At 68.4% G+C, this 11,772-nt stretch carries 14 protein-coding genes; 8 read left to right on the top strand and 6 right to left on the bottom strand.

Annotated features, from left to right (window positions below; all coding sequences use genetic code 11):
* Together ON34_RS04785 and ON34_RS04780 are read left to right on the top strand one after the other, a co-directional pair.
* On the top strand, positions 1-344 hold a 344-nt coding region (locus ON34_RS04785), incomplete at its 5' end, for a YbaB/EbfC family nucleoid-associated protein (protein ID WP_245547883.1).
* Between the two features lie 26 nt (positions 345-370).
* Positions 371-1,621, top strand: a complete 1,251-nt coding sequence (locus ON34_RS04780; RefSeq protein ID WP_040774680.1) for a SatS C-terminal domain-containing protein — start codon at positions 371-373, stop codon at positions 1,619-1,621.
* Here the strand turns inward: ON34_RS04780 and ON34_RS04775 are convergent, their stop codons facing one another.
* The 4 genes from ON34_RS04775 to ON34_RS04760 form a co-directional block, all read right to left on the bottom strand.
* Positions 1,622-2,569, bottom strand: coding sequence for a hypothetical protein (locus ON34_RS04775; RefSeq protein WP_245547886.1), 948 nt, complete (start codon positions 2,567-2,569; stop codon positions 1,622-1,624). It lies immediately after the preceding gene.
* A 108-nt stretch (positions 2,570-2,677) separates the two neighbouring features.
* On the bottom strand, positions 2,678-3,775 hold the full coding sequence (locus ON34_RS04770) for an adenosine deaminase (protein ID WP_040774678.1): 1,098 nt from the start codon (positions 3,773-3,775) through the stop codon (positions 2,678-2,680).
* Between the two features lie 364 nt (positions 3,776-4,139).
* Entirely contained in the window at positions 4,140-5,429 is a 1,290-nt protein-coding gene (locus ON34_RS04765; RefSeq protein WP_051022149.1) for a thymidine phosphorylase, read from the bottom strand.
* A 66-nt stretch (positions 5,430-5,495) separates the two neighbouring features.
* Positions 5,496-5,915 (bottom strand): cytidine deaminase, encoded by a 420-nt coding sequence (locus tag ON34_RS04760; RefSeq protein WP_040774676.1) that lies wholly within the window; start codon positions 5,913-5,915, stop codon positions 5,496-5,498.
* Between the two features lie 276 nt (positions 5,916-6,191).
* On the opposite strand from ON34_RS04760, the gene sdhC reads away from it, so the two are divergent.
* From sdhC to ON34_RS04740, 4 genes are read left to right on the top strand one after another with little or no spacing between them, the layout of a single operon-like run.
* Positions 6,192-6,590, top strand: coding sequence for a succinate dehydrogenase, cytochrome b556 subunit (sdhC, locus tag ON34_RS04755; RefSeq protein WP_083889142.1), 399 nt, complete (start codon positions 6,192-6,194; stop codon positions 6,588-6,590).
* Positions 6,591-6,592: 2 nt separating this feature from the next.
* The gene (locus ON34_RS04750) at positions 6,593-7,024 is read left to right on the top strand and encodes a succinate dehydrogenase hydrophobic membrane anchor subunit (RefSeq protein ID WP_040774674.1); all 432 of its coding nucleotides are present in this window, start codon (positions 6,593-6,595) and stop codon (positions 7,022-7,024) included.
* Between the two features lie 15 nt (positions 7,025-7,039).
* A complete protein-coding gene (gene sdhA, locus ON34_RS04745) occupies positions 7,040-8,809 on the top strand; it encodes a succinate dehydrogenase flavoprotein subunit (RefSeq protein WP_040774673.1) in 1,770 nt (589 codons plus the stop codon).
* Positions 8,809-9,582 (top strand): succinate dehydrogenase iron-sulfur subunit, encoded by a 774-nt coding sequence (locus tag ON34_RS04740; RefSeq protein WP_040774671.1) that lies wholly within the window; start codon positions 8,809-8,811, stop codon positions 9,580-9,582. The genes sdhA and ON34_RS04740 overlap by 1 nt, the downstream gene beginning before the upstream one ends.
* A gap of 62 nt (positions 9,583-9,644) precedes the next feature.
* On the opposite strand, the gene radC is transcribed toward ON34_RS04740, so the two are convergent.
* Entirely contained in the window at positions 9,645-10,322 is a 678-nt protein-coding gene (radC, locus tag ON34_RS04735) for a RadC family protein (RefSeq protein ID WP_040774670.1), read from the bottom strand.
* 164 nt (positions 10,323-10,486) lie between these two features.
* Here radC and ON34_RS04730 point away from each other — a divergent pair, with 164 nt between their 5' ends.
* The gene (locus ON34_RS04730) at positions 10,487-10,783 is read left to right on the top strand and encodes a DUF6881 domain-containing protein (protein WP_040774669.1); all 297 of its coding nucleotides are present in this window, start codon (positions 10,487-10,489) and stop codon (positions 10,781-10,783) included.
* A gap of 35 nt (positions 10,784-10,818) precedes the next feature.
* On the opposite strand, the gene ON34_RS04725 is transcribed toward ON34_RS04730, so the two are convergent.
* Positions 10,819-11,022, bottom strand: a complete 204-nt coding sequence (locus tag ON34_RS04725) for a type II toxin-antitoxin system VapB family antitoxin (protein ID WP_040774668.1) — start codon at positions 11,020-11,022, stop codon at positions 10,819-10,821.
* Between the two features lie 107 nt (positions 11,023-11,129).
* On the opposite strand from ON34_RS04725, the gene ON34_RS04720 reads away from it, so the two are divergent.
* A complete protein-coding gene (locus ON34_RS04720) occupies positions 11,130-11,660 on the top strand; it encodes a DUF4396 domain-containing protein (protein WP_040774666.1) in 531 nt (176 codons plus the stop codon).
* The last annotated feature ends 112 nt before the right edge of the window (positions 11,661-11,772 follow it).

The raw sequence follows: 11,772 nt of genomic DNA, 5'->3' as shown, positions 1-11,772 counted from the left end.
GCGCTGAGATGGACGCCCTGGTCGCGTCGGCGACCCAGAAGCTGGAGGCGCTGGAGGCGGCGCTGTACGGGCTTAAGCAGGTGCGTGGTCGGTTCACCAGCGAAGACGGTGCGGTGAGCGTCGAGGTGAACAGCGATGGCGCGCTAGTGGGTCTGACGCTGGCGGAATCGGTCACGTCGCTGCCGCCCGCCGAGGTCGGACAGTTGATCGTCTGGGCGTGCCGGCAGGCCGCCGAGGACGCCGGCGCACAGCGGTCCAAGGTCGTTGCGACACTGAACGAGTCGTTCGTACCGGCCGGGCAGCCGCCCGGAGCGGCGAATGGGGGCGGGCCGGATAGTGCCTGACGCGGAAGGTCGATAGGCTTCCGCACATGGCTTCTGGAGACATCGTCCCGATCGAGCTCGGCCTGACCGACGGCGATCTCGTCACCCTGTGGGCACCGCGCTGGCGAGACGGTGACGACGAGTGGGAGGCGTTCCTCGGGCACGAGGACGCCCTCTACGGTTTCGAGTCCGTTGCGGAGCTGGCCGCGTTCATCCGCACCAACTCCGACAACGACCTCGTCGACCATCCGGCATGGAAGGTCGTCGCGGGTCTGTCGGCCGTCGAACTGGAGCCGGAGGAGAACTTCACCTTCGATCTGGTCGCGGTGCCCGAGCTGGCCGCGGGCGAGCCCGACGTGGACACCGTCGCCGAGTTGGAGGACACCCTCGGCATGGTGCGCAACATCGGCGAGGTCTGCGAACTGGAGACGGTGACCAAGTTCTTCGGATCGCATCCGGTGCTCGGCGCGCTGCCCGGTGGGGTGAGCGCGTTCGTCGGCCGCGACGGCGAGGAGCTGTGGGACCAGATCGGCGCGGCCATCGCCAAGGGCTGGGACGACGTCTTGGACGCCATCGACTCCGTCGTGCAGACCCCCGAGGTCGACGCCGAGGCGGTCGCGGTGGCCGAGGCCGAGCTGCTGGCCGCCGAGGAGAACGTGGTCGACGCCGACGACGCGGCCGACAGCGACGAGGAGGAGTTCGAGCCCGTCGACCTCGACGACGAGGAAGAGGACGACGAGGAGGAGGACGAGTCGTTCTGGCACGAGGTCGGCATCGACCCGATCAAGATTGTCACCTCCGAGGGCAGCTTCTTCACGCTGCGCTGCTACCTGGACGACGAACCGATCTTCCTCGGCGCCAAGGGCGCGATCACGGTGTTCGGCTCCGAGCGCGCGCTGGCCCGGTACCTCGCCGACGACCACGAGCACGACCTGGCCCGGGTGAGCACCTTCGCCGACGTGCAGACCGCGGCGGTGGACGGCTCGCTGGAGGTCGAGGTCACCGACGAGAACGTGTACGTGCTGCCCGGCCTGTCCGAAGACTTGGCGGAGGGTCCGGAGGCGGTCGACATCGAACAGCTCGACTTGGCGGTCGAGCTGTTCACCGACGCCGCCGACTACGCCGACGACGACACCGTCGAGCGGGCGCTCGCGCAATCGACCCCGCTCGGCTGGTACGTCTCCTACCTGCTGAATCCCGATCCGACCCGGTTGGCGCCCAACCCGCCGTTCACCGCCGAGGCGCAGGCGTGGCGGGAGCTGGAACGCAACCTGGAGTCCCGGCTCGACAAGCAGTAACTAGGTCAACCGGATCCAGACCTGCTCGGCCTGGCCGAGCAGGCGTCGGTCGCCGCCGTAGACGGCGGTCGAGGCGAAGCATTTGCGGCCCTGCGCGCCGTGGTACTGGCCCACGACGACGCAGTGCTCACCGACCTCGGGCAGGTCGTGCACGGTGGCGGTCATCGAGCCGAGCAGGGCGGGACGGTCGAGCATGCCGGGCAGCGACCAGCCGCCGGGGCAGTCCAGCGCGGCCCAGATCAGCGGCGGCTCCAGCGGCACGGTGTCGTCGGGTACCCACGACGCGGCTACCCGGTCCTCATCCACCCGGCCGGGTTCGATGCGCAGCCCATCCGCGCGACCGCGGCCGCAGACGAAGCAGGACGCGAACATCTCGATGCTCGTATAGGTGTCCGAGGCCGCGACCGCTTCGGCGAACGGAACCGGACGCGGCGCGTCCCGCTCGAGTTCGCCGCTGATCGACTCCGCGATGAGCGTGTCACCGTCGAAGAGCCGTCCGCCGCGCACGTCGAGCGGCGTCTCCAGCGGTGGCGGGCTGCGCAGGATCACGGTCACGGTCGCCTCGTCGCGCTGCCCGGCGAGCAAACCGGCCACGTAGCCACCGTTGCCGGAGTCGGGCGGACCGTTGAACCGGCGGGGGATGCGCAATGTCGCCACGGTTCCCACGCTAGCGAACCGGTCGTCGACCTCCCGGAGGAGCTCCGCATCGATTCGATCGCATTCGTGTGCGACGGAGCCCGGCGCGTCGGCATCCCCGCCGAGAACCACGAGTCTTCGCTGCCCTGCTACCTCCATCGCCTCGACGTCACCGTGCAGCGCGGCGCGCTCGGCGTCGGCCTCGGCGATCGCGGCGGCCCTGGCCTCGCGGCGCCGCCGTTGTGCGCCTCGCGGGAGCGGGCCGCCCCCGAACGGCGGAACCGGCGCTGTTCGGGGGCGACGATCAGCCACGAAGCCGGTGCAACACCTGGCCGTGGAGCAAGCCGTTGGGCGTTTGCGGACCATGGAGGAACCCGCCGCGATCCGCAACCTGGAGACCGAGCTCGTTGGGGCGGCGGCCTAGCCGATCAGCACCGCGTATCCGGGCTTGATGATGTCGTCTATGATCCGCAGCCGCTCGGGGAACGGGATGAACGCCGATTTCATGGCGTTGATGGTGAACCGTTCCAGATCGCTCCAGCCGTAACCGAAGGTCTCGACCAGCTTGAGCATCTCCTCGCTCATGCTGGTGTCGCTCATCAGCCGGTTGTCGGTGTTGACCGTGACGCGGAAGCGCAGCCGGGCCAGCAGGTCGAAGGGGTGCTTGTCCAGCGAGGGCACGGCGCCGGTCTGCACGTTCGACGAGGGACACAGCTCCAGCGGAATGCGCATGTCCCGGACGTAGTTGGCGACCGGCCCGAGCCGCGCGTCCTCGATCGCGCCGGGCACGCTGATGTCGTCGGTGATCCGGACGCCGTGACCGAGCCGGTCGCAGCCGCAGAACGCCAGCGCCTCGTGGATGGACGGCAGACCGAACGCCTCCCCCGCGTGGATGGTGAAATGCGCGCTGTTGGCGCGCATGTATTCGAACGCGTCGAGATGCCTGCTCGGCGGGAAGCCCGCCTCCGCGCCCGCGATGTCGAAACCGCCGACGCCGCGATCGCGGAAGCGCACCGCGAGCTCGGCGATCTCCCGCGAGCGCGCGGCATGCCGCATCGCGGTGAGCAGGCAGGTCACCACGATGGTGTGGCCCTGCTCGGCGGCGGCCGCCTCGCCCTCCCGGAAACCGGCGAGGGTGTGTTCGACCACCTCGTCCAGGGTGAGCCCGCGCTCCAAGTGCTGTTCGGGGGCGAAGCGCACCTCCGCGTACACCACGCCGTCGGCGGCCAGGTCCTCGGCGCATTCGCGGGCGACCCGGCGCAGGCCCTCGGGGGTCTGCATCACGGCGACCGTGTGGTCGAAGGTCTCCAGGTAACGTTCCAGCGACCCGCTGTCGGCCGCGTCCCGGAACCAGGCCGCGAGCGACGCCTCATCGGTGGCCGGTAGGTCGTCGTAACCGCTGTGCGCGGCCAGCTCGAGCACCGTGGCGGGCCGTAGACCACCGTCGAGGTGATCGTGCAGCAGCGCTTTCGGCGCCTGGCGGATCGAGGCAAGGGTCAGAGGCATCGGTCCAGTCATGTATCGACGGTAGCCGCAGCACGCCGAAACGGCAGCCGACTTCGGCCGTGGCAACCATCTCGTTGCGCACCGGATGCGGGCCGGTCCACAACGCGACACCAGCCGGACCGACACCGCGCCCGTGCCCCTGCGGGATGGCACCCACTCCCGACGCCATCGGCTCGGCAGTTGCCACCCCGCAAATGGGGTCCTGCGCCTTCCGCGATCAGCCGGATCGAACCACGCACGGCGGCTGCGGCGGCATCAACGCGAACGGGCGCACGTCCGTGCGCCGACGGACCCGAGCGGTTGCTTACTCGGCGTCCCATCGTGCAACGAAGCTGGGCGTCGGCGCGGCTGAGGCAGCCACAGACCCCTCAGTACCTCAGGCAACGATGCGATCGAAGATCAATTTCGCGGGTGTGAACACGGGCGCGGTGTCGATGGTGACGGACTCGCGCAGGGCCGCAGCGGCACCCGCGAAGGCCTCCGGCGTGTCGGTGTGCATCGTGAGCAGCGGCTGTCCCGCGGTGACCGTGTCGCCCGGTTTGGCGTGCATTTCGACCCCGGCGCCGAACTGCACCGGATCGCCCTGACGAGCGCGGCCCGCGCCCAACCGCCAGGCGGCGATGCCGACGCCCATCGCGTCGAGCCTGGTCAGCACGCCGTCGGCGTCGGCGCGGATGGTCTCGGTGTGCGCGGCGACGGGCAGCGGCGCGTCCGGGTCGCCACCCTGGGCGCGGATCATCGCGCGCCACTGGTCCATCGCCCGGCCGTCGGCCAGCACGTCGGCGGGGTCGACGTCGAGCCCGGCCAGCGCGACCATCTCGCGGGCCAGCGTGAGGGTCAGTTCCACCACGTCGGCGGGTCCGCCGCCCGCGAGCACCTCCACCGATTCCGCGACCTCCATGGCATTGCCCGCGGTGCGGCCGAGCGGGGTGTCCATGGCGGTGAGCAGCGCCACCGTCCGCACGCCCGCGTCGGCGCCCAGCGCGACCATGGCGCTGGCCAGTTCGCGCGCCCCCTCGAGTGTCTTCAGGAAGGCGCCGGAGCCGACCTTGACGTCCAGCACCAGCGCCGCGGTGCCCTCGGCGATCTTCTTGCTCATGATCGAGCTGGCGATCAGCGGGATCGATTCGACGGTGCCGGTGACGTCGCGCAGCGCGTAGAGCCGTTTGTCCGCGGGCGCGAGGTCCGCGCCCGCCGCGCACACCACCGCGCCGACGCCGGGATCGGCCAGAAGCTCGCGCATGCGCGACACCGGCACGTCCGCCCGCCAGCCGGGGATGGATTCCAGCTTGTCCAGGGTGCCTCCGGTGTGGCCGAGCCCGCGCCCGGACAGCTGCGGCACCGCCGCGCCGCACGCGGCCACCAGCGGCGCCAACGGCAGCGTGATCTTGTCGCCGACCCCGCCGGTCGAGTGCTTGTCCACGGTCGGTCGCGGCAGGTCGGTGAGGTCCATGCGCTGTCCGGAGGCGATCATCGCGGCGGTCCACCTGGCCGTCTCGCGCCGCGTCATCCCGCGCCAGACAATCGCCATGGCCAGCGCCGACATCTGCTCGTCGGCCACCGCGCCGCGGGTGAACCCGTCGATCACCCAGTCGATCTGCGCGTCGGACAGTTCCCCGCCGTCGCGCTTGGTCCTGATGATCGAAACCGCGTCCAGTGCCGTCACATCGTCAGTCTGGCATGCGCGGCTCGCACCGCTGTTCCTGTCGGTGGCATGCGCCGGTCTCGCGCATCATGCGTTCGAGGTGGGGTGGACCTGACCGGCGTCCAGGTCGTCGGGGCCGAAGGCATCCGGGAGGAGCCTGCGCAGCGGAACCGCTCCCGCCTTGTGATCGACCAACAGGTCGGCTCCGCCGTGCTCGTAGAGCAATTGGCGGCAGCGCCCGCAGGGCATCAGGATTTCGCCGCGAGAATCGGTCACCGAGACCGCCAGAAGCCGACCCCCGCCCCCCGAAATCAAGTTACCGATGAGTACACATTCGGCGCACAGGGCCAAACCATATGAGACATTCTCCACATTGCAACCGCTCACAATTCGGCCATCGGAACTGAGAGCCGCCGCGCCGACCGGAAACCGCGAGTAGGGTGCATAGGCATTCCGCATAACTTGAATCGCATTGTCGCGCAACAGATTCCAGTCGATTTCCGACATGGCGAACCCCTCTCGAACCGAGCCGAAGATGGCCGCGCGAGGGCCAGGACAGAACCCCGCGCATGTCGAGAAAGGTAAACCTAACCCGATCGTTTGTCGCGCAACGCACGGCACGCCGAATTAGTTCCGGGATTGCCGGGGGATTAGAGTCCAGAACAGATCGGTTCAGGTTCCCCGCGACGGGCCGGAGTACAGCCACCTGGGCATTCGCCCCCAACGCCGCCGGCGTCGGACCTGCAACCGGGTCCATCAACGACGTTGGAGGCACCGCACTCTATGACCACGATTGAAGCTCCGGCCCAGCCGAAGCGGAAGACGCTGTACCGAGGCGACCCCGGAATGTGGTCGTGGGCGCTGCACCGGATCACCGGCGTCACCATCTTCTTCTTCCTCTTCGTCCACGTGCTGGACACCGCCCTGGTGCGCGTCAGCCCGGAGACCTACAACGAGGCGATCGAGACCTACAAGACGCCCATCGTCGCGTTGATGGAGATGGGCCTGGTCGCGGTCGTGCTGTTCCACGCGCTCAACGGCGTCCGCGTGATCCTGGTCGACTTCTGGTCCAAGGGCCCGAAGTACCAGCGCCTGATGCTCTGGATCGTCCTCGCGGCGTGGTTCCTGCTGGCGGTTCCCGCGATCGGGCGCCAGTTCTTCTACCTGTTCACGGAGCACTGACAATGACCGCACCCGTTCTCGGCAAGTCGTACGACCGCCCGGCCAGCCTGGATCTGCCCCGCTCGCCGCGTGCCCGCTCGACGAACAACTTCGAGAAGTACGCCTGGCTGTTCATGCGCTTCTCCGGCCTGCTGCTGATCGTGCTGGTGCTCGGGCACATGGCGATCATGCTGCTGCTCGACGGCGGCGTGAAGCGGCTCAACTTCGCCTTCGTCGCCGGTCGCTGGTCCAGCCCGTTCTGGCAGTTCTGGGACCTGACCATGCTGTGGCTGGCCCAGCTGCACGGCGGCAACGGTCTGCGCACCGTCATCGACGACTACTCCCGCAAGGACTCGACCCGGTTCTGGCTCAAGACCCTGCTGGCCATCTCGATGATCCTGATCATGGGCGTGGGCACCTACGTCATCTTCACCTTCGACCCCAACATCAGTTAGGAACAGGCCCCCTCGATGAGTGAATCTCGACCGATTCAGGAGCACCGCTACGACGTCGTGATCGTCGGCGCGGGTGGCGCGGGTATGCGCGCCGCGATCGAGGCCGGCCCGCGTGTTCGGACGGCGGTGCTGACCAAGCTGTACCCGACCCGCAGCCACACCGGCGCGGCGCAGGGCGGCATGTGCGCCGCGCTGGCCAACGTCGAAGAGGACAACTGGGAGTGGCACACCTTCGACACCGTCAAGGGTGGTGACTACCTGGTCGACCAGGACGCCGCGGAGATCATGGCCAAGGAGGCCATCGACGCGGTGCTCGACCTGGAGAAGATGGGCCTGCCGTTCAACCGCACGCCCGAAGGCAAGATCGACCAGCGGCGCTTCGGCGGCCACACCCGCGATCACGGCAAGGCTCCGGTCCGCCGCGCGTGCTACGCCGCCGACCGCACCGGCCACATGATCCTGCAGACGCTGTACCAGAACTGCGTCAAGCACGACGTGGAGTTCTTCAACGAGTTCTACGTGCTGGACCTGGTGCTCACCGAGACCGATCGCGGTCCGGTCGCCACCGGCGTGGTCGCCTACGAGCTGGCCACCGGCGACCTGCACGTCTTCCACGCGAAGTCGATCGTGTTCGCCACCGGCGGCTCCGGCCGGATGTACAAGACCACCTCGAACGCGCACACGCTGACCGGCGACGGCATGGCGATCGTGTTCCGCAAGGGTCTGCCGCTGGAGGACATGGAGTTCCACCAGTTCCACCCGACAGGTCTGGCCGGGCTCGGCATCCTGATCTCCGAGGCCGTCCGCGGTGAAGGCGGCATCCTGCGCAACGCCGACGGCGAACGCTTCATGGAGCGCTACGCGCCCACCATCAAGGACCTCGCGCCGCGCGACATCGTCGCCCGCTCGATGGTGCTCGAGGTGCTGGAGGGCCGCGGCGCCGGACCGAACAAGGACTACGTCTACATCGACGTGACCCACCTCGGCGAGGACGTGCTCGAGGAGAAGCTGCCCGACATCACCGAGTTCTCCCGCACCTACCTCGGCGTTGACCCGGTGAAGGAACTGGTGCCGGTGTTCCCGACCTGTCACTACGTGATGGGCGGCATCCCGACCCGCATCCGCGGTGAGGTGCTGCGGAACAACACCGACGTGGTCCCGGGCCTGTACGCCGCGGGCGAGTGCGCGTGCGTCTCGGTGCACGGCGCCAACCGGCTCGGCACCAACTCGCTGCTGGACATCAACGTGTTCGGCCGCCGCGCCGGTATCGCCGCCGCGGAGTACGCGCAGCGCAGCGAGTTCGTCGAGATGCCGGAGAACCCGGCGCAGATGGTGCAGGACTGGCTGGCCCAGCTGCTGAGCGAGCACGGCGACGAGCGGGTGGCCGACATCCGCACCGAGCTGCAGCGGTCGATGGACAACAACGCCTCGGTGTTCCGCACCGAGGACACGCTCAAGCAGGCGCTCACCGATATCCACGCGCTCAAGGAGCGGTACGCGCGGATCAGCGTGCAGGACAAGGGCAAGCGCTACAACAGCGACCTGCTCGAGGCCGTGGAGCTCGGCTTCCTGCTCGAGCTCGCCGAGGTCACCGTGGTCGGCGCGCTCAACCGCAAGGAATCGCGCGGCGGCCACGCCCGCGAGGACTACCCGGACCGCGACGACGTGAACTTCATGCGGCACACGATGGCCTACAAGGAAGGCTCGGATCTCCTCTCGGACATCCGCCTGGACTTCAAGCCGGTGGTGCAGACCCGTTACGAGCCGATGGAGCGTAAGTACTGATGACTGCTGTTGCCGAAGCACCCTCTTCGCAGAAGCCCGCTCCGGTCCCGGAGGGCTCGGTGATGATCACCGTCAAGGTGGCCCGGTTCAACCCGGAGGACGACAAGGGCGCGCACTGGGAGTCCTTCCAGGTGCCGGTCCTGCCGACCGACCGCTTCCTGAACGTGCTGATCTACATCAAGTCCTACCTGGACGGCACACTCACCTTCCGCCGCTCCTGCGCGCACGGCGTCTGCGGTTCGGACGCCATGCGGATCAACGGTGTCAACCGGCTGGCCTGCAAGGTGCTGATGAAGGACATGCTGCCCAAGGGCGGCAAGTCGATCACCGTCACCGTCGAGCCGATCCGCGGCCTGCCCGTGGAGAAGGACCTCGTGGTGGACATGGAGCCGTTCTTCGACGCGTTCCGCGCGGTGAAGCCCTACCTGATCACCACAGGTAACGAGCCCACCCGCGAGCGCATCCAGAGCCAGGCCGACCGCGCCCGGTTCGACGACACCACCAAGTGCATCCTGTGCGCCTGCTGCACCACCTCCTGCCCCGTGTACTGGAGCGACGGCAGCTACTTCGGCCCGGCCGCGATCGTGAACGCCCACCGCTTCATCTTCGACAGCCGCGACGAAGGCGCCCGCGAACGCCTCGACATCCTCAACGACGTCGAAGGCGTCTGGCGCTGCCGCACCACCTTCAACTGCACCGACGCCTGCCCCCGCGGCATCGAAGTCACCAAGGCCATCCAAGAAGTCAAACGAGCCCTGCTCTTCACCCGCTGACCCAGGCACCGAACGACGAAGGCCGCCCGATCTTTTCGATCGAGGCGGCCTTCGCCATTCCGTCACCGCATCGGATACCCCGGGGCGCTGGCCCATTTCTCGCCTGCGATCACGACGTGGTCGAGGAAGCGGAGGCCTACGGTGTGGGCGGCTTCGGTGAGGATGGTGGTGGCGTGGCGGTCGTCGGGGCTGGGCGTGGGGTCGCCGGAGGGGTGGTTGTGGACAACGGCGAAGGCGCGGCCGTCGTGGCGCAGGACGGTGTTCAGGATTTCCCGGACCGGGACTGCGACCTGGTCGACGGCGCCTTCGGCGACGAACACCTTGTGGCGCAAACGGTTCCGCGTGTCGCATACCAGCACGAGCAGGCGCTCCACGCGGATGCCGGTGAACTGCGGACGGGCCGCTGCGGCCACGTCTGCGGCGCTGGTCAGCCGGAACGAGGAGTCCGTGCCGCCGCGTGCGCGGGCCCCGAGGTGGAACGCGGCGATGATCGCGGCCGCCTTCGCCACACCGATCCCGGCCCGCCGCGACAACTCCTCCGGACGCGCGGACGCCAACCCGGGCAGCCCGTCGTGCTCGACCAGCAATTCCGCGGCCAGATCCAGCGCGCTCGCGCCGCGCCTGCCGTGCCGCAGCAGCAGCGCGAGCAATTCCGCGTCGCTGAGCGCCTGCGGTCCGAGCGCCAGCAACCGCTCGCGCGGCCGCTGCGCGACGGGCACATCGACAAGAGAGACCGCCATGACTCTACCTCTCGGTCCGGCCAACAGTGCCCGGGATTCTGCCAGCCACCACCGACACCTCGCGCGGAACCGATGTCCAGCGGCATGCGCCAGAGCAGGACAACCCATATGCTGGGAGGCGGTTCGGTAGCCAAGTCGGTCCGTGAGCTGGGAGTTGATGGGCGATGTGGTACCTGAAGGCGCAATGGCATCACGACTTCGACGACGAGCCGGTGGAGATGTTGAGCGAGATCGCCGACGACGGCTTCGAGGTGCGCAAGGTCGAGATCTTCTCCGACGGCCACATGGATTGGGCCGATGCCGGTCGCGGCACCGGCACGACCGCGATCAGCCAGATGCCGATTCCCACGGTGGACGAGATCGACGCCCAGGTGGAATATTCCGCCGTCGAGGTCGATTCTCGCGAGTTCGAGACCGTCTGGCTGCGCGCCCTCGAGGAGACCGGTCCCGGCAAGCGTTAGAGTGCTCCGGACCGGCGCGCGCTCAGGCCGGGCCCCTAGCGCTCGGCAGCCGCGGCCTCTGGCTCGGGCAGGGCGAAGAGTGCCTTCGCGGCGAGCTTCTCCAGGTGATGCAACTGCCGCTCGTGCACGACGATTCGGCGCAGGGCCTCGTTGATGGTGGCATCACTCGTCGCCGTGCCCATGATGGCGGCGGCCGCGGCGAGTAAATTCTGGTCGAGATCGATCCGCACGGATTTCATGCGTCCTCCTTCGTACATTCGCCATCTTGCGGCATGACGCCCGCTCATGTCTGGCAAATCGCCAACTCGGGGTTTCCGTAGTACCCTACGGGGGTACAGTGCCAGTCATGGAACACAGGCACGACCCCTCCTCCGACCACGCCTCGCACGCACACGCGACGCACACCGCCGAGCAGCACACCACGGAACACCTCTCGGCTACCTGGCGCATGGCGGTCATGGCGACATTGCACTGCCTCACCGGCTGTGCTATCGGCGAGATACTCGGCATGGTGATCGGCACCGCGCTGGGCTGGAACAACGCCGCGACCGTGGTCCTGGCGATCGTGCTGGCGTTCCTGTTCGGTTACGCCTTCACCATGCGCGGCGTGCTGCGCGCCGGACTGCCACTGGCCGCGGCCGTGAGCACCGCCCTCGCCGCCGACACCGTGTCGATCACCGTCATGGAGATCGTGGACAACGCGGTGATCCTCGCCGTCCCCGGCGCGATGGACGCCCACCTGGACAGCGCGCTGTTCTGGGTCACCCTGGCCTTCTCCTTCGCGGTGGCGTTCGCGGTGACCACCCCGGTGAACAAATGGATGATCGGACGCGGCAGGGGCCACGCGGTGGTGCATTCGCTGCACGGAGGGCACTGATCAGCACGCGGCGCAGCGTTTACTGCCGACATCGCCAGGAAGAATCCCGTCCAACTGGACAATTTGCCCAGCTGGACGGGCTTTTGTTGTCGACTGCGGCCAGCGGTGCTTG

It is taken from the genome of Nocardia pneumoniae NBRC 100136, assembly GCF_000308755.1.
Classification (GTDB): Bacteria; Actinomycetota; Actinomycetes; order Mycobacteriales; family Mycobacteriaceae; genus Nocardia; species Nocardia pneumoniae.
Note: the sequence above shows the minus strand (reverse complement) of the source record. Positions and strands in the feature narration are given on the sequence as shown.